Source organism: Streptomyces sp. ADI95-16 (assembly GCF_003721495.1).
Lineage (GTDB): Bacteria > Actinomycetota > Actinomycetes > Streptomycetales > Streptomycetaceae > Streptomyces > Streptomyces goshikiensis.
Window position 1 is genome coordinate 1 of record NZ_CP033583.1, and the last position, 24,296, is coordinate 24,296.

The window sequence follows — 24,296 nt, forward strand, 5'->3', positions numbered from 1 at the left end:
GCTTCACGGGGTCCGGGTCTCTAGCTCGTTGGGCAGGTCCGCTCCGCTCCCTGACCCCGGGCCCTTCCGGCTCCGCCTCCAGGACCAAGGGCCCGCTGACGCGGGCCGCCAGTAGCGGAACAGGCGGGGGCGCGGCCCTGACCAGGGTAAACAATCAAGCTTGACACAGATCATCAGGGCCAAAGCCGGCCCCTTCAGGGCCAGGCTCCGCTTGGCAGACAGTCAACAGCACTGGGGCGGCTCGTCCTGCGAGCTCCCTTCGTCGAGTGGACGGCAGTAGGGGCCTTCTCGATACATGCAGTTGGGGTCGTGCTCGTAGTCGGCCGGCGCAAATCCACACGTTATCCGCTGGCAGTCATACTCGGTCGAGTCCATGAGGGTCCTTGTCGGGATGATGCAAGGCGTGATACCGATCTCCACCGTAACCACCCGGCAACTCGTCAAAACGGCCGGTCCCCACATCATCACCGTCCTGACCAGGGCTACCTCATCTTGATGCAGCATGTACTCTTGGCGGAAAGAGAGAGCATGCTCTGGATGATCAATCGATCCAGGTTTCCCAGCGAGCTTGGGGAGGAACGCACTGCCCGGAATCAATTGCCTGCTGCTGAAGTTGCTCTGGGTTCAATGATTTCCCGGGAGGCCCGCTAGAAAAGAAGACACAGTCGGGGTAGACCGGCTGCAGCCCGTACCAGCCAGCAGATATCAGCAGGATGAGTGCGAGGGAGCCAAGGAGGTGCCTCAACTTGGGAGGGCCTGAGATAGGACGAATCACGCAAGGAAGCATAAGGCCATAGTGCCGACACTGAGAGCCTCAGCCTCCTCCATCTCATCACGCACCATCTCACCATGGAAATGGCCCTCATGACTGCCGTTCAGCTGCGAGAACATCAGGTCGACCAGAAATCGGCGTTTCGCAAGTGGGTGGGATTCCCTGCAAGGTCATCCATGCCCCCGCAGGGTGCCCGAGGCACGATCGTGTCAGCGACCGGCTCCGGGAAGACGATCACGGCCGCCGCGTGCGCGCTGGACAGCTTCCCGGGCGGTCGGATCCTCGTCACCGTCCCCACCCTCGACCTGCTCGCGCAGACCGCCCAGGCGTGGCGCCAGGTGGGCCACACCGCGCCGATGGTCGCGGTGTGCTCGCTGGAGAACGACCCGGTGCTCAACGGGCTCGGGGTGCGCACCACCACCAACCCGATCCAGCTCGCCCTGTGGGCCGGGACGGGGCCGGTCGTCGTGCTCGCCACGTACGCCTCCCTCGTAGACCGCGAGGACATCGACGCACCCGAGGGACAGCGGAAGGTCCGCGGGCCGCTGGAGGCCGCCCTGGCAGGCGGAGAACGGCTCTATGGCCAGCGGATGGAGGGCTTCGACCTCGCGATCGTCGACGAGGCCCACGGCACCGCCGGCGACCTCGGACGGCCCTGGGCGGCGATCCACGACAACACCCGCATCCCCTCCGAGTTCCGGCTCTACCTCACCGCCACCCCGCGCATCCTCGCCGCGGCCCGACCGCAGAAGGGCACCGGCGGCCAAGAGGCGGAGATCGCGAGCATGGCCGACGACCCGGGCGGCACCTACGGCGCATGGCTCGCCGAACTCGGGCTCTCCGAGGCAATCGAGCGGGAGATCCTCGCCGGTTTCGAGATCGACGTCCTGGAGATCCGCGACCCCTCCCCCGTCCTCGGGGAATCGGAAGAGGCCCGACGCGGCCGGCGTCTGGCCCTGTTGCAGACGGCGCTCCTGGAGCACGCGGCGGCGTACAACCTGCGCACCGTCATGACCTTCCACCAGAAGGTCGAAGAGGCCGCCGCGTTCGCGGACAAGCTGCCCCAGACCGCCGCCGCGCTATACGTCACCGATGCCTCCGACGCCGATCTGGCGGCCGCGGAGAAGCTCCCCGCGTCGTCGATCGAGGCGGAGTTCTACGAGCTGGAAGCAGGCCGCCACGCACCCCCGGACCGCGTCTGGTCGGCCTGGCTGTGCGGGGACCACCTCGTCACCGAGCGACGCGAAGTCCTGCGGCAGTTCGCCAACGGCATCGACGCCACCGGCCACCGCGTGCACCGCGCCTTCCTCGCCAGCTGCCGCGTGCTCGGGGAAGGCGTCGACATCACCGGCGAGCGCGGCGTCGAAGCCATCTGCTTCGCCGACACCCGCGGCTCCCAGGTCGAGATCGTGCAGAACATCGGCCGCGCGCTGCGCCTCAACAAGGACGGCAGCACCAAGGTCGCCAGGATCATCGTGCCGGTCTTCCTGGAGCCGGGCGAAGACCCCACCGACATGGTCGCCAGCGCCAGCTACCGCCCCCTCGTAGCGGTCCTCCAAGGCCTCCGCAGCCACGATGAGCGCCTGGTCGAGCAACTCGCCTCCCGCGCCCTCACCCACGGCAAGCGCAACGTCCACCTCCAGCGCGACGAAGACGGGCAGATCGTCGGCGCCGGCGGAGAGGGCGAGGACCAGGAGGTCGACACCGGCGCTGCCGCAGAGTCGGCCCTGCTCCACTTCTCCAGCCCGCGGGACGCCGCCACCATCGCCGCGTTCCTGCGCACCCGCGTCTACCGTCCCGAGTCCCTCGTGTGGCTGGAGGGCTACCAGGCCCTGCTCAGGTGGCGGGCCGAGAACGAGATCACCGGCCTCTACGCCGTGCCCTATGACGTCGAGGTCGAGGTCGGCGTCACCAAGGCGTTCCCGCTGGGGCGGTGGGTGCACCAGCAGCGCAAGGCCCTGCGCGCCGGGGACCTAGAGGACCGGCGCAAGACCCTGCTGGACGCACCGGAAGCCGGGATGGTCTGGGAGCCCGGCGAAGAGGCATGGGAGAACAAGCTCGCCGCGCTCCGCTCCTACCGCCGGGCCACCGGACACCTCGCACCCCGACAGGACGCGACGTGGGGCGAGGACAACGAAATGGTGCCCATCGGGCAGCACATGGCCAACCTCCGGCGCAAGGGCGCCAAGAACGGGCTCGGCAAGGACGAGGACACCGCGGCGACCCGGGCCGCGCAGCTCGCCGCGATCGACAAGGACTGGAACTGCCCGTGGCCGCTGGACTGGCAGCGGCACTACCGCGTGCTGGCAGACCTGGTCGACGCCGACGGCGTCCTGCCCCACATCGCGCCGGGCGTCGTCTTCGACGGCGACGACGTCGGCAGGTGGCTCCAGCAGCAGAGGCAGCCGGCCACCTGGGCGCGGCTTCTGCCCGAGCAGCAGGAGCGGCTGACCACGCTGGGCGTGCAGCCCGACCAGGCGCCCGCTCCCGCCCCCGCGGTCAGTCGCGGGGCGAAGGGGCCGAGCAAGGCACAGCAGGCGTTCCAGCGCGGCCTGGCAGCGCTCGCACAGTGGGTGGAGCGGGAAGGCGCCCACCGGCCGGTACCCCGCGCGCACGGCGAGGAGATCACGGTCGACGGCGAGGAGGAACCGGTGATCGTGAAGCTCGGCGTATGGGTCACCAACACCAAAACCCGACGCGACAAACTCGATGCTGATCAGCTCGCCGCCCTCGCAAAGCTCGGCATCCACTGGGCGTGACCGCTTCCCGAGCCGGACCGTCATCCGATGCCCGAGGCATCAAGGTGTCTTGGCCCGCAGAAACCTTGACCGCGTGTCACCGATGTTGCGCAGCCGCTACGGATATCGGATGGTCAGCCGCCGGCTTGTTCGACCACGGCGTCAATCACGTGTCCGGTCAGCAGCTCTTGGTGGGCTCCATCTTCTCGACCCAGGCAGCGGGAAGGGAGATGGTCTGCGTTGCGGGCCCGTCAGTTACGCGGAGTGCGATGTGCTGGGGCGTGGGGTCGGCGGTGATGGTGCCGCACAGCGACGCCTTGGCCGCGGTCTGGCCGTTCTGAAGGTAGGTCACCGTCACGGGTGCGGTCACCGGCTTCCTCGGCGGGCCGAGCCATACCAGCCCGAGTGAGACGATCAGGCATGCCAGCGACCCGAGGGCGGTCCCGACCGCGATCCACAGACGTCGTGCGACGCTGACCACGGCCTTCCGCCCTTTGGTGCCGTACCACCGCAGAAGCTTGTCGTCGGTCGAGACGTCTTGGCCCTTGCCGATCCGGAGCCAGCCGAATGCCGCGGCGTAGCCGAGCACGATTGACAAGGCCGCCAGGAAGGCGCCGACCGCGAGGGTGGCGAAGAGCCCGTTCCGTGCGTCATCGGAAAGGTCGTTCACGGTGTCCTTGCCCACGACGGCGCCTGCGATGGCGAAGAGGCCGTAGAGGGCGGCGAGCCCCGGCAGCCACTTCTCGGCCAGGGTGCGCGCGGAGGTGAGCTCTACGGAGACCGGGGATGCCAGTTCCAGCGCCGCCTGCGCCACGAGCGGGCCCCGCGGTCACAGGCCGAACCTCGTTCAGAAAGCCTTCTTGGAGGCCGTCACTGGCCTGCCACCGCATCTCAAGCGCTCTCTGACCTGGGACCAGGGCGCCGAGATGGCGCATCACTACGCCTTCTCGACAGCCTCGGGCGTTCCGGTGTACTTCTGCCAACCGCACAGCCCTTGGCAGCGGGGATCGAACGAGAACACGAACGGGCTGCTCCGGCAGCATTTCCCCAAAGGAACGGACGTCATGGACCAGTGAAACTGCTCAGCACCCAACCAGCAGCCCCGGCGACAGACGGCCGGGTGGCTGGGTGCAGGTGTCCATGCGCCGTCGCCCGTCAGGCGGCGGTGGCAGGGGTGTAGTCGGGGAGGCGGACCGGCTTGGTGCGGATGTTCTCGGGGGCATTGGCGGCCAGCATGTCGAGAATCTCCTGGGTGGGAGCAGGCATGAAGAACCGTTCGGCGCCCTCGCGGCCCATGGCCTGGTGTTCGGCCACGTAGGGACGCATCTGCTGCTCGTAGGCGGCGAAGGCGGCCGTGTGGTCGCCTTCGCGGGTGGCGAGTTCGCCGGCGAGGAGGTAGGCACCGATCAGTGCCTGGGAGGTGCCGCGGCCCGAGGTAGGGCCGGCGCAGTAGCCCGCGTCACCGAGGAGGACGATGCGGCCGGCCGAGTAGGTGTCCATCTCGACCTGGGCGTTGGAGTCGAAGAAGAACTCCTGCGCGGTGTCCATCTCCTTCAGCAGGCGCGGCACCTCCCAGCCCTCGCCGGCGAAGCGCTCGGCGATGATCCGCTTGTGTGCGGCGGGGTCGCGGCGGTCGTAGTCCAGGTGTTCGGCGGCTACTGACTTCGGCTGGTCGGGGTGAATCTTGGTGAAGTGCCTGCTGGGCTTGGAGCTGTGGCTGTATCCCGTGGTGTGTGAGGTATGCGGATGGGGGCGGGCTGACCCCTGCAGGGCGTCAGCGCCGTGAATCGGTACGGATACAGGCGGTCGGGCTGTTCGAGCAGAAGGCCAAGCCGTCGGAGGTCGCCCGGCGCCTGCGGGTAAGCCTGAAGTCGGCCTACCAATGGCACCGACTGTGGCGCGACGGCGGGGCTGCGGCACTGGTCTCGTGTGGACCGAGTGGTTCGCGGTGCCGGCTGTCGCCGTACTGCCTCGAGAAGCTGACAAGGTTCCTGGAGGAAGGTCCGGCGGCGCACGGCTGGGTGGAGGACCAGGTGTGGACCGCGTCGAGGGTGGCCACGCTGATCGGCCGGAAGTTCCACGTCTCCTACAGCGTCTCGGGTGCCACCCGGTTGATGCACCGGCTCGGCTTCAGCCCGCAGGTTCCCGCGCGGCGTGTCGCCGAGCGTGACGAGCAGGCCGTCATCGCATGGAAGGAGGCGACCTGGGCGGAGGTAAAAGGGCCCGGGCGGCCTGCGGGGGCTACGTCTGCTTCGAGGACGAAGCGGGCTTCACCCGTCGGCCGCCCCGGGGACGGACCTGGGGCAGGCGAGGCCGCACCCCGGTCGTGACGGTGAGCGGGCGCCGCTCGGGACGGCTGTCGGTGGCCGGCCTGATCGCCATGCGGCCCGGCTCCCGGACCCGGCTGTGCCACCGGCTGCGGACCCACCCCGCAGGCAAGGGCAAGCGCCGCAGCATGGACGAGCGGGACTTCATCGCGCTGGTCGACAGCGTCCATCAGCTGGTCAAGGCGCCGATCGTGCTGATCTGGGACCGGCTGAACACCCATGTCTCGCGAAAGATGCGGGACCTCGTCGCCGAGCGGACGTGGCTGACAGTGTTCCTGCTGCCCGCCTACGCGCCCGACCTGAACCCAGTCGAAGGCGTCTGGGCGCACGTCAAGCGCAGCCTGGCCAACCTCGCCGTCATGGCCCTCGACCGCCTCGAAACCCTCGTCCGCAACCGCCTCAAACGCCTTCAATACCGGCCCCACACACTCGACGGCTTCATAGCAGGCACCGGCCTGACCCTCGACGCCCCGGCATACCTTGACGAGTCGAAGTCAGTAGCACGGTGATCGGCATGTGGGGCGGGCACGTCATCCAACGGCGCTGGACGCCGCGCGCCGCCGCCGTGCTCGGGCCACCGTCTTCATGACCGGCAGAAGCAGGAATGAGGTTCCCCCGCTGTGCGGGAGGTGCTGACTAGCTGGTCAGGATAGGTTGACGTGGTTTCAGGTTCACTTGTTCGGTGGCTGCCTGGGTGGCGTAGTGCTTCTCCTCGTACTCGATCGGGCTGAGGTATCCGAGGCGCTTCTGGATGCGGCGTGGGTTGTAGAAGCCGTCGAGGTATTGGAAGAGCGCGAGGTTCGCCTCGGCACGTGTGGCGAAGACGCGGCCGCGGACGCACTCGGTCTTGATGAGCATCCACAGGTTCTCCGCGAGAGCGTTGTCGAACGAGTCGCCGACCGATCCCATGGACGCCTGGATCCCGGCTCTGACCAGGCGCGTTGTGAGCTTCACGGACGTGTATTGGCAGCCGTGGTCGGCATGGTGAATGAGCTCGTCGGCGGCGGGTTCGCGGGAGGCGAGGGCGTACTCGAGGGTGGTCAGGACCAGGTCGGCGTCCGCGCGGGCGGAGGTTTCCCAGGCCACGACCCGGCGGGAGAACGCGTCGCGGATCGCGGACAGCCACAGCGGGCCCTCCAGTGTCGCGATCATGGTCAGGTCGGTGACCCACAGCCGGTTCGGACCGGCCGCGGTGAAGTCGCGTTGCACCAGGTCAGGGGCCAGTTCGGCGTCCGGGTCGCGGCGGGTGAAGCCCTTGCCCCGGCGGGGGCTGATCCCGGCGAGGCCCGCCTGGCGCATGAGCCGTTCGACGCGCTTGCGGCCGACGTGGACGTCCTCGCGCTTGAGGACGGCGTGCACGCGCGGTGAACCGTAGATCCCGCCGGACTCGTCGTGGACCTTGCGGATCCGGTCCGTCAGCTCGGCGTCCCGGCGGCGGCGCTCGCACGGCTCGGACTCGGCCCGGCGCCACCGGTAGTAGGTGGAGGAGGGAATGTTCAGTTCCCGGAGTACGTGCTCGACCCCCAGGTGCGGGTGCGCATCGAGGAGCGCCGTCACCTGGGCCGGGTCGGGTCGAGCTGGGCCGCGAAAAAAGCCGAGGCCGTCCGCAGGACCTCGTTCGCCCGCTTGAGCTGGACATTCTCCTTCCGCAGAGCCGTCAGTTCCTCGCGCTCGGCGGTCGTGAGGAGATCGCCTCGATCGCCGGCGTCGGCCTCGGCCTGCCGGATCCAGTTCCGCAGGGCCTCGTGGTGCACACCGAGTTCCTCGGCCATACGACGGATCACCGGCTTCGGCTCGGTGGTCCGATACATCCGGACCGCACGCTCACGCAACTCCAACGGATATTTCCTCGGTGCAGGCATCGTCTGGACTCCTCTCATGAGACCCATCTGACCCCCTGTCACCACTTCCCGCATCTCGGGGGAACCTCAGGAACAACACGGCACCCGCGCCGGTCGAGGCGGCTAGCAAGGTCGCCCCACCGCCCTCCACGTCGGCCGCGGCGGCGACTGTCTGCGGATCGTCCGCCCGGTACCGGACGGTGAGGTGCGCGCCCACGGGGTATTTGCTGCCACTACTGCCTGGGGGCAAGGCCGCCACGACGGTGCGGTCCTGCGCCTCGAAGGCGACCGAGCACTGTCCCAGCGCGCACGTGCCGCGGGTATGCATGGTGGCGTTGGCGCGCACACCGTCGCGGAGCGAGCGCAGATGCTGGGCCTGGGGAATCAGTACCAGGGCCGACAGTGCGCCCAGGAGTAGTGCGAGACCGAGCCACACGAAGACTTCCGTACGATGCCCGGCGCCTGCACGTACCGTCTCGTCCACCATGTTCCCTACCCCCGTATGCCCTGCTCACGTACGGGGCAACAGTATGTGGGGCTCCGCGGCGGGGTCACCCGCTGCTGGCGGCACCCATGAGCCGGTCCGGTTGCCGGACATCGGCAGAACGGGTGGCCCGAGCGACCCCGTTGCCACGGTCGTCCATACAGCCAGCACCTCAAGCCCATCAGGCACTTGTCACCCTGACAAGCCGAAGTCAGTAAACGACACCCAGCCAGAGCACCAGGTGAATTGACACCCATGTAGTGGCCGCCGGGGTGCGGGGCCCAAGGGCGGCCGCGCCACGGGCACGGCAAGGCCGCCCAGCGCTGCAACGCCTCGCAGGACAGGGCCGAGAAGGGACCGGCCGCCGCGTACTGAGGCCGATCGCGATTGTTTTGGATCACACCACCGCCACCGCACCTCCAACCACAATCCGAAGGAACCGTACAACGAGGCTCGTCGCTGTGTTCTACGTCCAAGCCCCCGGCGGTCTGCGAACCCTGTGCGCGCCGGTGCTCGGACCATTGCCTTGCCGCGCCTGACGCTCCCGGCCGGGGACTCATCACGGTACCGAGCGGGCGATGCAGGCCGCCGCTCTTCGCCGTGCCACCCATCCTCCCGCACAGGCCGGTCCAACACCGCCGCCGCGGCCTCCAGGACCTGGGTCCGGGTATTGCCCGTCGAGCCGTACGCGCGTGTTGTTGTCCCCGCCACCGCGTGAACCGCGTCCTACGAGCCGAACTCCCGCCCCCAGAGCGTTGCCATCTCGGCCTTGCTCGGCTCGTAGCCCGGCGAGTAGGCCTCGGCTGCTCGCCGGACTGCGGCCTGTTCGACCGCGTGGACAATGGAGTCCTCGCGCCGCGACGACCAGTTCCCGTGGGCGCTGGTCTCGTCACCGCTCGGGCAGATCAGGAAGCAGAACGGCTACAAACAGTAGATCGCTTCGGCATGATATGCCGGTGGATGCGTTCAGGAAGTACTTCGAGGACAACCCCGATATCTTCACCGCACTGGTCGCGGCGCTTGCGATCTGCGGCTCATACCTCGCTGGGGTGCGCGGTGCGAAGATCCAGGCGGGTGGTGGTCGCGACCAGGCTGCTGCGGCCCGGGAGGCGGCGCAGATTACGGCCGATGCCCAGCGGGTGGCGGCGCTGTGGACCGTTAGGCAGGTGCAGCTCGCGGAACTGATCCGAAGCGCAGACACGCTTGTCGAGGTGTGCGACCGTTTCTGGATCGACGGCGGTGACGATCTCGCCGGTCAGGTCTCCGCCGCATCCGCAGCGGTGTCCTCGCGGTGGAACGAGGTTCGCCTCATCGTCACGGAGAGCGTTGTGCAGGCAGCGGGAGAGCTCGCCCGCTCGGCTATGACCGTGGAGGAGAATGCTCAGCGATTCGCTCCCGTCATGTCCGCGAGGAACGTACTGTCGCGCATCGTCGAGGATGACCCTCATGTGGGCCACGAGATAGACGAAGTCCTTGCGATGGAGGTAAGCCAAGGGCACCGGGCACGAGCGCTCGCCAACCTCATCGGAGATCTGACCGAGGAGCAGGCGCACCACATCGTCGCCTATGACGGTCCCTCCGAGGTCATGTTGCGAAGGACCGCCGAGGTCAGGCGAGAGTTCACCGTGGCCCTGAATGCGTTGGTTCATGAAGCCCGCACGATGCTGCGGTCCGAGGACGACGTCGTCCCGGCGGTCCCACAGCAGCGTCGCCGATGGTGGCAGCGAGCGGCCTGACGATCACTGTCTTCCGCCCAGCGTTCGTTGTCCCAGTTGTACTGGCGCTTCAGCGTCCAAGTGACGGCGCCGGTGAGCCTGACTCGCCAAGGGTCGTGCCGTGCCGACGTCGGTCAGGGTGACCCGATGACGCCCCGGTGCCCTCGCCGGCCTCGGTCTCGGCGATGTAGGCCACGACAGCGCACAGCGGTCCACCGAATGTCCGGTGCGGGAACCGGTGGCTTGCCAGTTGTGTCCGCAGTCGACGGTGTGACACCCCACTGAGCGCCGTCACCGAAGGCGGCACTCCAGCAGCTTCTCCAGGCCAAACGCGCCCAGCGCAGTGCGGAGAATCGCCTCAAAGCCGCCCAGGGAGCGAACCCGGCGGTCGACGTCAGTGCACGGGCCGCAAAGAGAACCTCCAGGCGTCGGCGGCGCTCGGCGTAGGCCAGCATCAGCAGCTCGATGCCATCGATCTGCAGGGCGTCGAAGGCGATGAAGAACGCTGGGGTCTTCGCGGCGAGCGCGGTGGCGGTGCGGCCGCGGGCGGCGGCCCGGCGTTGGAGCGCTTCGAAGGACAGCTGGCCGGCTGCGGTGTCCCAGACGACGAGCTCGCCATCGAGGACCAGGCCGTCCGGCAGCTGCTCGGCGGCCGCGACCAAGTCGGGGAACCGGTCCTGGACCAGGGAGCCGCGCCGGGTCTGCAAAAGCACCCGGCCGCCGGGGCCAGTGGGGGTGAAGAGGATCGCGCGGTGGCCGTCCAACTTCTGCTCCGCCGCGAAGCCGCTCGCCAGGACGCCGGAGCCGGGAACATACTCGGCGGCCTGAGCGAGCATCGGCTCGAAGGGCGGGGTGAGAACCACTCGGGGTGGGCCTCCTTCACCGCCTGCTTCGGGCCTGGCACCCACAGCCTCCCCTGGGCTTGATCCGCTTTGACGGACATCGGAGATCAGGGGCTTGGGCCCCGGAAGGATGATGTTCATCATGGAGAGCATGGGCAAGAAGAAGGCGCGTCCTCGGCGCTCGTTCACGCCGGAGTTCAAGGCCGAGATCGTCGAGCTGTGCCGACGCGGTGACCGCTCGGTCGGTCAGGTCGCCAAGGACTTCGACCTGACCGAGACCGCGGTCCGCGACTGGGTCCGCCAGGCCCAGGTCGACGCCGGTGAACGTGACGGTCTGACCAGCGGCGAACGCGAGGAACTGGCGGCTCTGCGGCGGGAGAACCGCCGCTTGCGCGAGGACGTCGACATCCTCAAGCGTGCGACGGCTTTCTTCGCGACGGAGACCCGGTGAACGTGGACCCGTTCATCGAGGCGGAGAAAACCGCAGGTCACAACGTCAAACGGACGTGTGAACTCCTCAAGGTCTCCCGGACCGCCTACTACACCCGCCGCAACGGCACCCCGGGTTCCCGTTCGGTGCGGGACGCCGAGCTGACCGAGTACATCACCGCTGTTCACGAGCGGTCCCGCGGGACCTATGGCGCCCCGCGCGTCCACGCCGTCCTCAAGCGCGAAGGAGCCGGCTGCGGGCGGCGCCGGGTCGCACGTCTGATGCGGCAGGCCGGCCTGGCCGGCCGGCACCGCAGGCGCCGCCACCGCACTACCGTTCCTGACCCGCACGCGGTGACCCGACCTGACCTGGTCCTTCGCAATTTTCAACCCGACCCCGCCGCCATCGACACCCGCTGGTGCGGCGACATCACCTACATCGCCACCGACGAGGGCTGGCTCTACCTTGCCACCGTCATCGACATCGCCTCCCGCCGTGTCGTCGGCTGGGCCACGGCCGACCACCTGCGGACCGAACTCGTCGCCGATGCCCTCACGGCCGCCTGCCGAACCCGCCGTCCGGCCGGCCCGGTGATCTTCCATTCCGACCGCGGCTGCCAATACACCAGCAGTGAACTCGCCAGCCTGGCAACGGATTTCGGCATCAGGCTGTCGGTCGGGCGCACTGGTCAGTGCTGGGACAACGCCCTCGCCGAATCGTTCTTCTCCACCCTCAAGAACGAGCTCGGCGACACCCACCCCTGGCCTACCCGGGCCGCCGCCCACACCGCGATATTTGAGTGGATCGAGAGCTGGTACAACTTGCACCGGCTCCACAGCAGCCTCGGCTACCGCAGTCCCGCAGAATACGAGACCGCCTTGGCGGCCTGACCAACACACCAAAGGTGTCCGTCAAAGCGGAGCAAGCTCACCCCGGCCAGGCACGTATGGCGCGTGGATAGGGCCAGAGGGCCCTGCCGAGTCAGGGCTCCGGAGTGGGCCGGCTCCACCTATCCCGCACCGCAGCCGGCGCTCTTGCCACCCGCTCTCAGCGAAAGGTGGGCGCCGACCACACTCATTTCACCCACCGACCCTCTCCCCACCGCTCTCTCTCAGCCCCTACCTCCACCAGCCCACTCCTCCTCCCTCTCTCCCCCGCCCCGTCCACTCCTTCCCTTCTCCGTCCTCGCAACCATCCTCACGCCCCCCCTTTCAAACCGCTCCGTTCCCTCAGCCGTTCTTCACTCCCCCACCCCCTCCTACCTATAAGTCTGGCTAGTCACCGGCCGTGATTCAGGGTCTGACCAGGCACGATGCGGCAAGGACACGGAAACCGGCTCCCCCATCTCTCCCCTGATCTCACCCCCCCATCTCTCCCCCCATCTCTCCCCCCATCTCTCCCCCCATCTCTCCCCCCATCTCTCACCCCCGTGGTACACGCCCGCCAAGCCCAGCGATGCCGCACCTACGGCGGCCCGGCCCGGGTCCAGGGGGCCTACTCGTATTGGTGTGGCTGCCCGCCCTGCCAGGCGATGACTTCGGAATCGCCGAGGACGAGCTCGTCCGGACCTGGGATGTCGACGCGCCGCAGGAACTCGATCAGATCCGCATCGGAGTACGCCACCCCCAGGACCGTGTCGACGCCACGGATCCGGATCACGACCCGCCGACCGCCGGCCGGGGAGATCCGGTGCACCAGGATCGGCGCATGCTCCATACCCCCAGCGTGCAACGGGACAAGCCACGCGGCATCCGGGCGATCCGATTCAGCCTGGCGCGCACCTTCTCCGAGACCACGGGCAGGAAGCGGAGCCCGCCATCGTCGTCGACGGCGGTGACGTACTCGTGCTCCCGCTCGAAAGGGAGGCGGCGATCTGGTCGCTGCGCCGGATCCAGCCGATCAGCTCGCGCGGCACCCCAGGAATCTGCATAGCTGGTAGGCGCCCGGCGGTGACGACGGGCGGCTCGATCGCCACCCTCAGCGCCTTGCAGACCTCAGCGGGCACGGTCTCGTTGTAGGCCGCAGCCGACGCTCCACCTCCTGTGGTCACTGGCGTCCATCGCCCGGCACGGGACACTGGCTTCCGTGCAAAGAGCGGCCGATCAGTGGTAGGTCCCGCCAGGCGGGAGCAGTGGCCCGGCTCTCTTTCCCGGTGCCCGTCAGGCGGGAGGCGGCCCCGCGTCGGTAGCGAATGTCACCGCTCTCCGGGCCCTGCCGCCACGCACCGGTGACTCACCGATTCGGTCACCACTCACCAGCCCTTACGCACCGGTGAGTCACCAATTCACTCACCACCCGCCGTGCCGCACGTACCAGAACTCACCACCGGAGGCCGAGCACGATCCAGCCCACCGGTGACCCAAGTTCACCGCCACGCCCTTCCGTACCCCGCCCTCCGGCCCGCGCCGGAGGGCTTCGTGCTTCCTGGAGGAGTCCAGCATGCCAACCTTCGAGACACTCCCCCGCTTCACCACCGATCTCCAGCACCTCACCCCCGCCCAACGCCGGCGCTTCCGCCGGGTCGTCCTGGGCGCCTTCGTGCCCGACCTACGCTCCCCGGCTGCCAGTTCCGCCCCGGGTTACGGGTCAAGCGCGTCCAGCGGGCATCCGGCATCTACGAGCTCACCTGGTCCATGGGCTGCGGCCCCGCAGGACGCGCAACCTGGGAATACGGGCCCGCGCGCCGACCCGGCACGCAGCACATCATCTGGCGCCGCATCGGCACCCACGACATCCTCACCGGCCCCTGACCGGCTTCGAGGTGCGGCCTGAATGCCTTCCCGGAACTCACGCCGAGCTCGCAGCCAGCTCACACCGGCCCGGCCGCGCGGTCTTCGGCCGGGCCACACAGACGACTTCCGCTCCCCCGATCTGGAGGATTTCCGTGGCCATCAGCATGCCCGCGTGCGCCGTCCCAGCCGTCGGTGTCGCCTCGCGCACCGGTACCGACGGAACGAACGCCGACGCCGCCCACGCCTTTCACGCGTCGACCGGGGCGGTCGGCGCCGCCGTCATCGACGGGATCGGCCACTCCGACCAGCTCCATGCCCTTGCCCCCGTCCTCGCAGTCGCCGCCGCGCGCACGGCGGCGATCAGATGGCCGCTCGCCGGCCTGCTCACCGCCGGCCTGCTGACCTGCGACCCCGGACACGACGACGCACGCCCGAGCGCCGTCGCCGTCGTCGCCCGAGTCCAAGCGGGAGAACCCACCACGCTGGCCTGGGCCGGTGATGCCCGCGCCTACGGATGGGACCCCCAGCTCCAGCTCCTCACCCGCTACACCACCGACCACACCGTCGCCGCCTACCTCGCCGCGTACGGGATCGAGGACGACATCGCCGACGAGTTCTCCTCCCAGATCCGAGTCCACCTGACCGACGTCACCCCCGCCACCGCGCACCAGGCACTCATCCCCTGCGGACACCTGGTCGTGCTGACCAGCGACGGAGTCCACGACCAGATCGAACCCGACGACCTCGTCGCCATCATCCGTACACACCAGCACGACGCCCAGCGCCTCGCCGACACCCTCGTCGCTGCGGCCGAGCCCAACGAATCGGGATACCGCGACGACGCCACCGCCCTCGTAATCATCCCGGCCCAGACCACACCGAGCGGCTGATCACCCTGCCAGCCGCCCGCCGGGACGACCGCCCCGCAGCAGTTTGGCGGGCTGCCCTGAGCGCGGCGGTCGGGGACTGTGCGGCGAGGGATCCGATCGCCGCGGTGACGTTCTTCGGGAGGTTCTCCAGCTCGGTTGGCAGAGGCACGGCGACGTCGGCGACGTGACGGTCCCAGTCGTCCATGCACCGGTCCGCTGCATCCACGCCGGCCTCGTGGAGATGTAGTCGGCGCCCATGGTGTCCCCGATCAGGCTGTCAGGCCTGTCCACGCCAGTGAGCCAAGGCATCGCGAGAGGCGATGGTGTCCGGGTGGTCGAGGCCCAGGACGCGGATGCGGTCGGGAACGAGTTCGGCAAAAAGCCCCTCCGCGGTCTGCTGATCACCAGCTGCACCAATGACGCGAGCCTGTCCGTGGCGGGCGGCGAGGGTGTTCGGGTGGTCGGGGCCCATGACGCGGGTGGTGTGAGTGACAAGTTCAGCGAAGAGGTCCCGAGCAGCCTGCGGGTCACCAGCCGCACCGACCATGCAGGCGTGCTCATGGCGGGCGGCGAGGGTGTTCGGGTGGTCAGGACCCAGGACGACGGTGTATTCGGTGACGAGGCTAGTGAGGAGGTCTCGCGCGGTCTGCGGGTCGCCATTCGCGCCGATCCAGTGCGCCAGGTTATGACGGGAGCAGGAGGTGTCCCGGTGGTGGGGGCCCAGGACGCGCGAGTATTCGGGGACGAGGTCGGCAAAGAGGTTCCGTGCCAGCGTTGCGTCCCCTGCCAGACCGATCATGTGGGCGTGGTCCTGGCGGCAGGCGAGGGTGTTCGGGTGGTCAATACCCAGGACGCGGATGTAGTCGGTGACGAGGCTAGCGAGAAGGTCTCGCGCGGTCTGCGGGTGGCCGGCCTCACCGATCCAGTGCGCCAGGTTGTAGCGGGAGGCGAGGGTGTCTGGGTGGTCGGCGCCCAGGACACGGATGCGGTCGGGAACGAGTTCGGCGAGGAGGTCCCGAGCCTTCTGCGGGTCGCCGGCCTCGCCGACCATGCGAGCGTGCTCGTGGCGGGAGGAGAGGGTGTTCGGGTGTTCGGCGCCCAAGACGTTGGTATTGGCGGGAACTAGTTCGGCGAAGAGTTCTCCCGCCTTCTGCGGGTCGCCGGCCTCACCTGTCCAGTGCGCCAGGTTGTGGCGGGAGAAGAGGGTGTTCGGGTGGCCGGCGCCCAGGGCGCGCACATGGTCGAGAACGAGTTCCGCGAAGAGGTCCCGAGCTTTCTGCGGGTCGCCTGCGTAGCCGGCTTCGAGGGCGTGCTCGTGGAGGACAGCGAGGGTTGTGCCAGGCGTGTTCGCAGTGTTCGCGCTGGCTACAGCGTTGTTCGGAACAATGCTGGCCTCGGCAGCGAGTTCGGTGGTGATGCGGGCGACAGTGACGGTGTCGCTGTCGTTCACGGCTTCGGCCCGAGCCAGCGCGTCTTCGATGTCGTCGCCCTCGGGATCCTCGCCGGCGGACGGACACTCGGTCAAGGCGACGTCGGGCAGTGGCTCTGCGGTGCTGGGCTGGAGCCGATCGAGCTCGCTGGTCAGGTGGTCGATTCTCTCTTGCAGGCGGGCTGCAAGATCCTCGGCCTCGCGCTGCTTCTCCCTGGCCCTGGAGAGTTCACTCTCGGCCCGGTGTTGCTGACCCAGAGCCCTGGTGAGTTTGCGCTCGGCGGCCTCGGATCCCTTTCCGAGGCGATCTCGCTCCTCGGTGAGACGGGCGACGCGTTCCTCAAGCTTGCCGACCATCCCGTACAGCACCCACATCAGCTTCTCGGAGTTCGCAGCCGCCTGCCGCACCTCGTTGTGCTGCTCCAGCGCACGCGTCAGATGCGCGTATGTCTCAAGATGCTGTGCCTGAAGTGCGTTGATGTCCATCAGCCCACTCGCAGAAGGTCCGCCCTGCGAACCCCCAGTCGGGCGGCGCGGCGGATGCAGTACGGCGTCCAGCAGCCGCAAGGCCTCACCGGTGTGCTTCTCCCGTAACGATGCCGGTGCCGTCGCCGCGATCAGCGCCGTTACGAATCGCTGATTGGGGATCTTCCCACCCAGGTAGGTGCTGATCACCGAGGTCGCGTTCCCGACGACAGGCGCGAGGTCGTTGAGCGTCTTGCCCGACTCATCCACCCGGGCGCGCAGAAACTCGGAGAGCCGACGCACCTCCGGGGCAGTGGTCGCAGGCAAGTCACGCCACTTGCGTCCCGGCTTCTTCCCTGTCATCAGCGGCCCCCTGAGCTGATCCTCCGCGTTCCGGCGTTCGGCCCGTTCGGAACCACGGCCGCCTATCCGGAATTTACCTGCGTTGTTCGGCCCGCATGGTCCGTACAACCCAACTCTTCAGCAAGGTCTGGTCCGCGCCGCACCCACTGCGGGCCCAAGACCAAGAGGGACACACCCATGGACATGCTCTCCGCTGCCGCAGACTTCGTCACCGTCCTCGCCTCCGCTCTCAGCATCGCCCTGGAGCTGCGCCGCGCTCGCGCCGTCAACCGCACCAACGACAACACCGAGGAGGAGGAGAACTGAGCAAACGGGAGGTTGGACCTGTCAGCCCTGACAGGTCCAACCTCGGCACGGGTGTGGGGACGTCAGGCGGCATTCGCCGGCCTCGCAAGGGGACTGAACCGCTACACGAAGCGAAGCCGAAAGGGGCCGACGGTGCCTCCGCCGCCGGGACACCATCGGCGGGGCCGTGACGCCCTCGGCGGTTCTTGGGCGAACCTCCTCACGCGCCGGTAGTAGCCCAGGCAACGACTGCCTCCTGTTACAGGGTGAGGCATTGCACGGATCATGCGATCCACACGTCCGGCTCAGGCAGTCCGAGAACCTCCAGCAAGGACATGCCCCATGTAGCCCAGCGGATGAGATCGAATCCCCAGACAAGATGAATGTCTTGGTTCTTGGCAAGGTCGTGGGCTGGCTCCGTGAAGGCGGTGTTCGTGATGGCAATGACGATGTTTGCCTTATGCACGGGGCGAGCAGTGCCGTTGATGGTCTGGATGGCCTGCGAGCCTACGCGGCGGCCCCCATGCCGACGATGCTTGCACTGAAAGACGATCTTCCTACCGTCCAGAGTGTGAGCGACAACGTCAGCGCCAAGGTCTCGGGCACCGCCTTGATACTGGGTGACGATGAGACCGTCGCGGCGGGCCAGAGCAGCGGTGGCTTGCTCAAACTCGATGGGGGTCATCGAGTCGAACTCTGACTTGCTGATGCTGTCGTTCGTTGCCATGTAGGCCAGGAAGTCGGCGTCGCGCAAAGCAATGTCGTGCATGGCTTCACTGTGTTCGCGCACCGCATCGTCTAGTTGTCGACGCACCTGGGACTGTTCACGGACGATGCCCCCGATGCGGTCCATCTCCGGGATGCTGTCGCGGTTGCTGCGATGATGCCGAGCGGCCAGCTCCGAGCTACTGAGCCTGCTCAAGCCCTCCCAGATCTCGACCACCTCCTCTTCAGCTGCCCTGATGTGGGTGAGCTGCAATGCGAAGGCGTCGCGCAGCCTGTTGTTGGCCGTCGATGAGTCGCGCCCGGTGGGGGTTAGGGGATCTGCTGCAAAGCGGCAGACGTGGGCGTGCTCGGTCTCCACCTGTACTTTGAACGCGTAGATCTCCTCATAGGCTGTGTCGATCAGTCTGCCCTCGCTCACGTGGAGGAAAGCCGCCAGTAGGTCATCGTCGGTGGCGTCGCTGACGAACTGTGCGAGAGCTGTCTGAAGCTCTGCGTCCTCGAACGCCGCCATAGGTGTTCTGCTGTTCCAGTTGATGTGCATCACGCCGCTCCCGCCTGCGTCACGGGTTCGCCCCACTCAGCCCATCGCTGAAGCTCCTCGCGGTCGATCAGGCGTAGCTGGTGGGCGGCAGCAAAGCGCAGAGCGGGTTGGGTGATGGTGGCATTGGTAACGACGACCGCTTCGGCGGCTGCGGCCACAGCAGCCCTATGCGCTTTGTGCAGTGCGGTGGTGTTCACGGTCTCAGGTGGCTCGCCCCATGTTCTGGCGTTCTTCCTGTGCTGGAGCGCGACGGACATGCGCCGCCCATCCGCCCCTATGGCAAGTAGCTGGCAGCGACCGGTGGGCGTGACTACCAGGTGGCCATCGCTGGACAGCAGTTCGTGGACAAGCTCCGTGAACGCCTGAGCGGACATCTGGTCAATCTGCGGCAGCGTGGTCGTCCGCTCTGCCCGCCTCCGGAAGGATTCGGTTATGGCAAGGCCGTGGAGCCGCGTCCGGTCCGTCGCAAGTAGGTCGGCTAATCGCGACTCGGCCTGCCGCAGCTGATTCCGTAGGACGGCGAGAGTGTCGAGCGTGTAGCCGTGTGCCCGTTCCGCTTGCGCGCGGGCACTGAAGTCGACGCCCAACTCACGGCGGATCTCGGAGCTGAGGGTCTCGGCTTCGGTCAGCGTCTGAATCGTCTCGGCAAGCTCGGCTTCGATCTGTTGATATAGCTCGGCGGCAGCAGCTCGGCAACCGGTGGAAACCTGGTCGTATTGAAGAAAGAAGGTCAGACGGCGGCCTTCTCTGCGCTGCTTTGCTTCGTCGCTCTCCCTTCGCAGTACGCCAGCATGGTCAGCCCACGCCTTGCAGATGGCTTCAGCGATCCGGCACTCGCCCGTCCATAAGAGGCAAGCAAGGAGGTCGTCCCGGTCCGCACGCGCGATGAGGCGCCCCATCTGCTTACGGGCACTTGTGCTGCTATAGCGGTGTGGGGTGACGTTGGCACCACGGTCGATAATCACCGCGCGAGACTACACACCGCTACCGACAGTGGTGTCCGTGTCTGGGTTCAACGGCCCACTGCCCCGGTCTGCCTCCTCCTGCAGCAGAGCCCCCTGCCGCACACCAGAGACAGTTCACGAATGGTTCTCGACTCTGGTCGAGGAGTACTTCTGACTCATGGATGCCTACCGAGCCGAGTCCGCATGAGGGCCTAGAAGGGAAGCTTGTCGACAGTCGACTCTGTCCCCCCTGCCACTGGGCCCGCCGTCCCGGGACGGCGGTGCAGACTGCCGAGAGATGGGCCAGTGTCTTACCGAAGACGTGCAGCCAGGACTCGGCCGTCAGCCCGAAAAGGTCCGGGAGCAGAGAACCAGAGAACCGGGGACGCGTCGTCACCAGTCCACATCGGGTAGTTCGGGAGATCGACCCGCTGGAAGAACCCCGGAACCTCGCCCTCGACTCCGGCCGGTAACTCGCAAGCGTTGCAGAGGGAGCCGTCTCGCCGAACGGGCTTAGTGGGCTTGATCCGCTTTGACGGACATCGGAGATCAGGGGTTTCGGCCCCGGAAGGATGATGTTCATCATGGAGAGCATGAGGAAGAAGAGGCCGCGCCCTCGCCGCTCGTTCACGCCGGAGTTCAAGGCCGAGATCGTCGAGCTGTGCCGGCGGGGCGACCGCTCGGTTGGCCAGGTCGCCAGGGATTTCGAGCTGACCGAGACCGCGGTGAGGAGCTGGGTGAGGCAGGCCGAGGTTGACGCCGGCGAACGGGACGGCCTGACCAGCGGCGAACGTGAGGAACTGGCCGCACTGCGGCGGGAGAACCGCAGGCTGCGGGAGGACGTCGAGGTCCTCAAGCGTGCGACGGCTTTCTTCGCGAAGGAGACCCGGTGAATGTGCATCCGTTCATCGAGGCGGAGAAAATCGCAGGTCACAACGTCAAACGGACGTGTGAACTCCTCAAGGTCTCCCGGACCGCCTACTACGCCCGCCGCACCGGCACCCCCGGCCCCCGGGCGGTGCGGGACGCCGAGCTGACCGAACAGATCACCGCTGTTCACCAGCAGTCCCGCGGCACTTACGGTGCCCCGCGCGTCCACGCCGTCCTCCGGCGCGAGGGCGCCGACTGCGGACGCCGCCGAGTCGCACGGCTGATGCGGCAGGCCGGCCTGACCGGCAAGCACCGACGACGCCGGCACCGCACCACCATCCCCGACCCGCACGCGGTCACCCGCCCTGACCTGGTACTTCGCAACTTCCAGCCCGGTTTCTCGGCTCTCGACACCCGCTGGTGCGGGGACATCACCTATGTCGCCACACGTGAGGGATGGCTCTACCTGGCCACCGTGATCGACATCGCCTCACGCCGCGTCGTTGGCTGGGCGACGGCCGACCACCTACGAACCGAGCTCGTCGCCGACGCCCTGCGGACCGCCTGCCGAACCCGGCGGCCGGCCGGTCCGGTGATCTTCCACTCCGACCGCGGCTGCCAATACACCAGCCGCGAACTCGCGCTTCTGGCAGACGAGTTCGGCATACGTCTGTCGGTCGGACGCACTGGGCAATGCTGGGACAACGCGCTCGCGGAATCGTTCTTCTCGACCCTGAAGAACGAGCTGGGCGACACCGACCCCTGGCCGAGCCGGGCTGCCGCACGCACCGCGATATTCGAGTGGATCGAGAGCTGGTACAACTTGCACCGGCTCCACAGCAGCCTCGGCTACCGCAGCCCGGCCGAATACGAGACCGCCCTGGCAGCCTGACCACCACACCAAAGGTGTCCGTCAAAGCGGAACAAGCTCATTAGTGCTGTTGTCCCGTCACGGCCGGTCTAGTCCCTGTCTCAAGTGAACGGGACCGATCCGTAAGTCACCTTGGAGGAACTGGCTCGGGCAAAGCTCTGTTGGCGCACGGGGCGGCAGAATGAGCGCATGGGATCGATAGATGCGCCGAGTGCTTCCGATGACGCTGAGCCTGGTCAGGATGATGTCGTGGAGGTTGCCTGGCAGCAGCTGCTCCATCGCGAGGACATGGACTTCGAGCTGGTGCAAGCCGCGCATGCTGAGCCGCTTCTCCGGCAGCTCCATCCCTCAAGCAGCCACCACAACCTGCACTTCAGCAGGTGCACTGTCGGCTGGTCCTGGGATGTTCCGTTCGTCATGCATCTTCCTGGCGGGCGCTACCTCGTCGCTGGGCCGTCCCGTTCCCAGATCGTCGGGGAGGCGGACACCGCCGAGGAAGCCATTGCTCTGATCGTCGGTGGTCTGCCACCAGGCTGCGGCCCTGCGATCGTCGGGCGCCGGGAAGAACTCGACCGGCGCGACACGGTCCCGCCGAACCAGATCCTTGGAGACGACGAGCGACGTTCTCACGCATTGGACCAAACCGACTGAGAAATCGAAGGTCCGCCCGTCTCAATCGATCTGGTCCCCGCAGCTCACAGCCCTGGGTTCGAACCAGATCTTTGAGAAGGGACACCTGGAGAGAGCGTCCCCCCGTGCACCCACGGTGCGCCTCAGGCCAACACCAGGTCTATCCCACATACACGGCTGGGGTGCTAACGGCGTTAGCACCCCAGCCATACGAGAGCCCGCGCAGTGGGATCACTGCGCGGGCTCATGCCGTTTCCGTTTTGGTTAGTCCCTGCCTTGGGCGGCCAGAAGTCGTTCCAGGAGTACCTCTCGCTGTGAGGCTGACATCTTCTCGAAGACGAGGTCGGCGACCTTGTTGCCGTCGTCCCACGGCGACTGGACCTGCGGACTGGCCGGCTGGAGGACACGTGGTACATCGGAGGCGACGCTGCTGGCGTCGGATGTAGGCGGCAGGATCCGCACAGGCGTGGACACCTGCTCGGGTACGTCGACGCCGGCGTCCGTAGGCGGGGTGCTAACGGCGTTAGCACCCTTGGCGGTCTGGGCTCGCTTGCGCTCCTTGGTCTGAGCCCGCTTCTCCAGGGCCTCCTGGACCGCATCCTTTTGCTGCTGCGCGGGTAGCTGCCCGACGTTCCGCGCGATCTCCACGGGAAGGCTGCGGTCCTCGACGGCTGCCTGAAGCTCGGGGGTCAGCTTCAGCAGGGCGATGCGCTGGGTCACCCAGGGGCTGGACTTGCCCAGGGCGCGCGCAACGGCGCGCTGGGATCCGTGTACCTCGACGAGACGTGCAAGGGCCTTCGCCTCGTCCAGCGGGTCCAGGCTCTCGTGCTGAACGGCTGCGGTGAGGGCTGTTTCCAGGAGGATGTCGGCGCTCTCGGCGAGGGAATCGTCCACGTGCACCGGCACGTCGTCCAGGCCTGCGAGGCGCGCGGCGGCTAGCCGCCTGTTGCCGTCCACGACGACGAACGCGGCGCGTCCCAGTTCCGACTGGCCAGGGTGGGCGTCGAGGAAGGCCAGCCTGGTGACGACGGTAAGGGGCTGGATGATTCCGCGCGAGGCCACGCTGTCCGCGAGTTCGTCGATGGACCGAAGCTCTACACGGGGGTTGAAGGGATTGTGTGCCAGCCCTTCCACGGGCATGCGAAGAGTCTCTTGTCGGCCCACGGCCGGCTCGGTTTCCTGCCCCGAGAACCTGGCGAAGCTGGCAGCGCGGCTACTCATCGGCTGTGCGACCGCGTCGAAGGTGGGGGAGTCCCCCAGCATGTCTGCCTTGCTCATGCGATCTTCACCCCTCGGGCGATCTGCCTCATCTGGTGTGACTGCTCGCAGTCGGGGGCGTAGTCCAGCAGGGCCTGCTGTTTGCGGACTGCTTCGCGCTGTTCCTTGACGTCTGGGATGACAGCGAGGACGGGGGGAGTGCCGAGGCTCTTCCACTTGTCCAGGGAGGAAGTGGCGATGTAGCCGCGCCGGCTGTCGAACTTGTTGACGACGAGGCCGAGCTGCTCAATGGCGATGTCGAAGTCCCTGGAGAGGGAGTCGATCTGCTGGATGAGCATCCCGTACGCCTGGGCGGAGGTGTCTTCGGCTTCCACGGGGATGATGAGGCCGGAGGCGCCGGGCTTCTCGTCTTCGCGCTGGCGCCCGTAGGTGAGGGCGGCGTCCATGGCGAGGCCGAGGCTGGGCGGGGAATCCAGGACGATGGCGTCGAAGTGGTCTTCGAGGGGGGCGAGGGCCCGCTCGAGGGCGGCCTGGCGCGGTCCTCGGAAGACGGTGAGGCCGGAGTCGAGGAGGAAGGCGTCGAACGCGGCGGGCAGGATGCGCAGTCGGCCACCGAAGCGGTCGCCGTCTATGGCGACGGTCAGGTCCAGCAGCGGTTGCTTGGCCTGGTCGCGGTTGAGCATGTGCGTGATGAGGCTTTCCTCACCGGCGGGAATCGCAGTGAGGCCGAGCTGGTGGGTGAGGTGGCCCTGGGGGTCGTAGTCAACCAGGAGGACTCGCAGGCCGCCTTCGGCAAGTGCTTGGGCGAGGCCGGCGGATACAGCCGTCTTGCCGACGCCGCCCTTCTGGTTGCAGACAATGAAGCGGCGGGTGACCTGCTGAGCTTCGGCCGGGTTGTCGTCCAGCCAGAGCGCGACGGCCTGCGCGAGGCCCTGGATGTAGGAGACACCGCGGTCGCGGCAGTCGGCCTTGAAGTCCTCGTAGAGGCCTTCGGGCAGGTAGGTCCCGAAGGAGTCGGCCTTGGCGGTGTTGACGGTGGGGAGCTCATCGGTGCAGGCACGCCACGCCTGGATGCCGGCGGCTACGGCGTCCTGCATGTCGGTCTGGAGCTGTGCTGCACGGACCTTGAGGGCCTGCTGGAGGTGAGCGGGCATTTTGGAGACGAGCTTCTCCCGCTCCTCTCCCGGGTTCGGAGATGACATGG

Annotated in this window: 20 protein-coding genes and 5 pseudogenes; 13 read left to right on the plus strand and 12 right to left on the minus strand. The window is 67.6% G+C overall.

Annotated elements, in window-relative coordinates; genetic code table 11:
* Positions 1 to 864: 864 nt before the first annotated feature.
* Complete coding sequence (locus EES41_RS39845; protein ID WP_123083581.1) at positions 865 to 3,531, plus strand: DEAD/DEAH box helicase; 2,667 nt, start codon at positions 865 to 867, stop codon at positions 3,529 to 3,531.
* A gap of 157 nt (positions 3,532 to 3,688) precedes the next feature.
* Here the strand turns inward: EES41_RS39845 and EES41_RS39850 are convergent, their stop codons facing one another.
* The gene (locus EES41_RS39850) at positions 3,689 to 4,324 is read right to left on the minus strand and encodes a hypothetical protein (RefSeq protein WP_123083446.1); all 636 of its coding nucleotides are present in this window, start codon (positions 4,322 to 4,324) and stop codon (positions 3,689 to 3,691) included.
* A gap of 52 nt (positions 4,325 to 4,376) precedes the next feature.
* Between EES41_RS39850 and EES41_RS39855 the strand changes: the two are divergent.
* Positions 4,377 to 4,574, plus strand: a pseudogene (locus tag EES41_RS39855) (IS30 family transposase); the annotation flags it as partial.
* Between the two features lie 91 nt (positions 4,575 to 4,665).
* Here the strand turns inward: EES41_RS39855 and EES41_RS39860 are convergent.
* Positions 4,666 to 5,079, minus strand: a complete 414-nt coding sequence (locus EES41_RS39860) for a hypothetical protein (protein ID WP_216827328.1) — start codon at positions 5,077 to 5,079, stop codon at positions 4,666 to 4,668.
* A gap of 188 nt (positions 5,080 to 5,267) precedes the next feature.
* On the opposite strand from EES41_RS39860, the gene EES41_RS39865 reads away from it, so the two are divergent.
* Both EES41_RS39865 and EES41_RS39870 read left to right on the plus strand, forming a co-directional pair.
* Positions 5,268 to 5,840, plus strand: a complete 573-nt coding sequence (locus EES41_RS39865) for a winged helix-turn-helix domain-containing protein (RefSeq protein WP_302186201.1) — start codon at positions 5,268 to 5,270, stop codon at positions 5,838 to 5,840.
* A pseudogene (locus EES41_RS39870) lies at positions 5,816 to 6,346 on the plus strand (transposase); the annotation flags it as partial. The gene EES41_RS39865 and the pseudogene EES41_RS39870, both read left to right, overlap by 25 nt.
* 127 nt (positions 6,347 to 6,473) lie before the next feature.
* Here EES41_RS39870 and EES41_RS39875 read toward each other — a convergent pair.
* Genes EES41_RS39875 through EES41_RS39885 form a run of 3 tightly spaced genes read right to left on the minus strand, consistent with a single transcriptional unit; the run spans position 6,474 to position 8,165 of the window.
* On the minus strand, positions 6,474 to 7,394 hold the full coding sequence (locus tag EES41_RS39875) for an IS3 family transposase (RefSeq protein WP_164495652.1): 921 nt from the start codon (positions 7,392 to 7,394) through the stop codon (positions 6,474 to 6,476).
* The gene (locus EES41_RS39880; protein ID WP_254211225.1) at positions 7,391 to 7,648 is read right to left on the minus strand and encodes a transposase; all 258 of its coding nucleotides are present in this window, start codon (positions 7,646 to 7,648) and stop codon (positions 7,391 to 7,393) included. Before EES41_RS39880 ends, EES41_RS39875 begins: the two co-directional genes overlap by 4 nt.
* A gap of 13 nt (positions 7,649 to 7,661) precedes the next feature.
* Positions 7,662 to 8,165, minus strand: coding sequence for a DUF3592 domain-containing protein (locus tag EES41_RS39885; protein WP_216827329.1), 504 nt, complete (start codon positions 8,163 to 8,165; stop codon positions 7,662 to 7,664).
* A 953-nt stretch (positions 8,166 to 9,118) separates the two neighbouring features.
* Between EES41_RS39885 and EES41_RS39890 the strand changes: the two genes are divergently transcribed.
* The gene (locus tag EES41_RS39890) at positions 9,119 to 9,898 is read left to right on the plus strand and encodes a hypothetical protein (protein WP_123083447.1); all 780 of its coding nucleotides are present in this window, start codon (positions 9,119 to 9,121) and stop codon (positions 9,896 to 9,898) included.
* 113 nt (positions 9,899 to 10,011) lie between these two features.
* Here EES41_RS39890 and EES41_RS43625 read toward each other — a convergent pair whose 3' ends face one another.
* Positions 10,012 to 10,740 (minus strand): hypothetical protein, encoded by a 729-nt coding sequence (locus EES41_RS43625; protein WP_254211946.1) that lies wholly within the window; start codon positions 10,738 to 10,740, stop codon positions 10,012 to 10,014.
* 130 nt (positions 10,741 to 10,870) lie between these two features.
* Between EES41_RS43625 and EES41_RS39900 the strand changes: the two are divergent.
* Positions 10,871 to 11,149, plus strand: a pseudogene (locus tag EES41_RS39900) (transposase); the annotation flags it as partial.
* A 17-nt stretch (positions 11,150 to 11,166) separates the two neighbouring features.
* On the plus strand, positions 11,167 to 12,039 hold the full coding sequence (locus EES41_RS39905; RefSeq protein WP_123083449.1) for an IS3 family transposase: 873 nt from the start codon (positions 11,167 to 11,169) through the stop codon (positions 12,037 to 12,039).
* Positions 12,040 to 12,643: 604 nt separating this feature from the next.
* Here EES41_RS39905 and EES41_RS39910 read toward each other — a convergent pair.
* A complete protein-coding gene (locus EES41_RS39910) occupies positions 12,644 to 12,865 on the minus strand; it encodes a hypothetical protein (protein WP_123083450.1) in 222 nt (73 codons plus the stop codon).
* Between the two features lie 723 nt (positions 12,866 to 13,588).
* On the opposite strand from EES41_RS39910, the pseudogene EES41_RS43630 reads away from it, so the two are divergent.
* Positions 13,589 to 13,899, plus strand: a pseudogene (locus EES41_RS43630) (hypothetical protein).
* Between the two features lie 134 nt (positions 13,900 to 14,033).
* Positions 14,034 to 14,771, plus strand: coding sequence for a PP2C family serine/threonine-protein phosphatase (locus tag EES41_RS39920; RefSeq protein WP_254211948.1), 738 nt, complete (start codon positions 14,034 to 14,036; stop codon positions 14,769 to 14,771).
* Between the two features lie 256 nt (positions 14,772 to 15,027).
* Here EES41_RS39920 and EES41_RS39925 read toward each other — a convergent pair whose 3' ends face one another.
* Positions 15,028 to 17,007 carry a tetratricopeptide repeat protein gene (locus EES41_RS39925; protein WP_123083451.1) on the minus strand — a complete coding sequence of 660 codons (1,980 nt, stop codon included), beginning with the start codon at positions 17,005 to 17,007 and terminating at the stop codon, positions 15,028 to 15,030.
* A 177-nt stretch (positions 17,008 to 17,184) separates the two neighbouring features.
* Here EES41_RS39925 and EES41_RS44000 point away from each other — a divergent pair, with 177 nt between their 5' ends.
* The gene (locus EES41_RS44000) at positions 17,185 to 17,313 is read left to right on the plus strand and encodes a hypothetical protein (RefSeq protein WP_274536221.1); all 129 of its coding nucleotides are present in this window, start codon (positions 17,185 to 17,187) and stop codon (positions 17,311 to 17,313) included.
* A gap of 262 nt (positions 17,314 to 17,575) precedes the next feature.
* On the opposite strand, the gene EES41_RS39930 is transcribed toward EES41_RS44000, so the two are convergent.
* Positions 17,576 to 18,559 (minus strand): restriction endonuclease, encoded by a 984-nt coding sequence (locus tag EES41_RS39930; protein WP_123083452.1) that lies wholly within the window; start codon positions 18,557 to 18,559, stop codon positions 17,576 to 17,578.
* On the minus strand, positions 18,559 to 19,524 hold the full coding sequence (locus tag EES41_RS39935) for a restriction endonuclease (RefSeq protein ID WP_164496247.1): 966 nt from the start codon (positions 19,522 to 19,524) through the stop codon (positions 18,559 to 18,561). Before EES41_RS39935 ends, EES41_RS39930 begins: the two co-directional genes overlap by 1 nt.
* Positions 19,525 to 20,096: 572 nt before the next feature.
* Between EES41_RS39935 and EES41_RS39940 the strand changes: the two are divergent.
* The 3 genes and pseudogenes from EES41_RS39940 to EES41_RS42525 form a co-directional block, all read left to right on the plus strand.
* A pseudogene (locus EES41_RS39940) lies at positions 20,097 to 20,375 on the plus strand (transposase); the annotation flags it as partial.
* Between the two features lie 17 nt (positions 20,376 to 20,392).
* On the plus strand, positions 20,393 to 21,265 hold the full coding sequence (locus EES41_RS39945) for an IS3 family transposase (protein WP_123082039.1): 873 nt from the start codon (positions 20,393 to 20,395) through the stop codon (positions 21,263 to 21,265).
* A 168-nt stretch (positions 21,266 to 21,433) separates the two neighbouring features.
* On the plus strand, positions 21,434 to 21,895 hold the full coding sequence (locus EES41_RS42525; RefSeq protein ID WP_216827330.1) for a DUF6193 family natural product biosynthesis protein: 462 nt from the start codon (positions 21,434 to 21,436) through the stop codon (positions 21,893 to 21,895).
* Between the two features lie 243 nt (positions 21,896 to 22,138).
* On the opposite strand, the gene EES41_RS39955 is transcribed toward EES41_RS42525, so the two are convergent.
* Positions 22,139 to 23,152 (minus strand): ParB/RepB/Spo0J family partition protein, encoded by a 1,014-nt coding sequence (locus EES41_RS39955; protein WP_123083454.1) that lies wholly within the window; start codon positions 23,150 to 23,152, stop codon positions 22,139 to 22,141.
* Positions 23,149 to 24,294, minus strand: a complete 1,146-nt coding sequence (locus EES41_RS39960; protein WP_123083455.1) for a ParA family protein — start codon at positions 24,292 to 24,294, stop codon at positions 23,149 to 23,151. Before EES41_RS39960 ends, EES41_RS39955 begins: the two co-directional genes overlap by 4 nt.
* Positions 24,295 to 24,296: the final 2 nt, after the last annotated feature.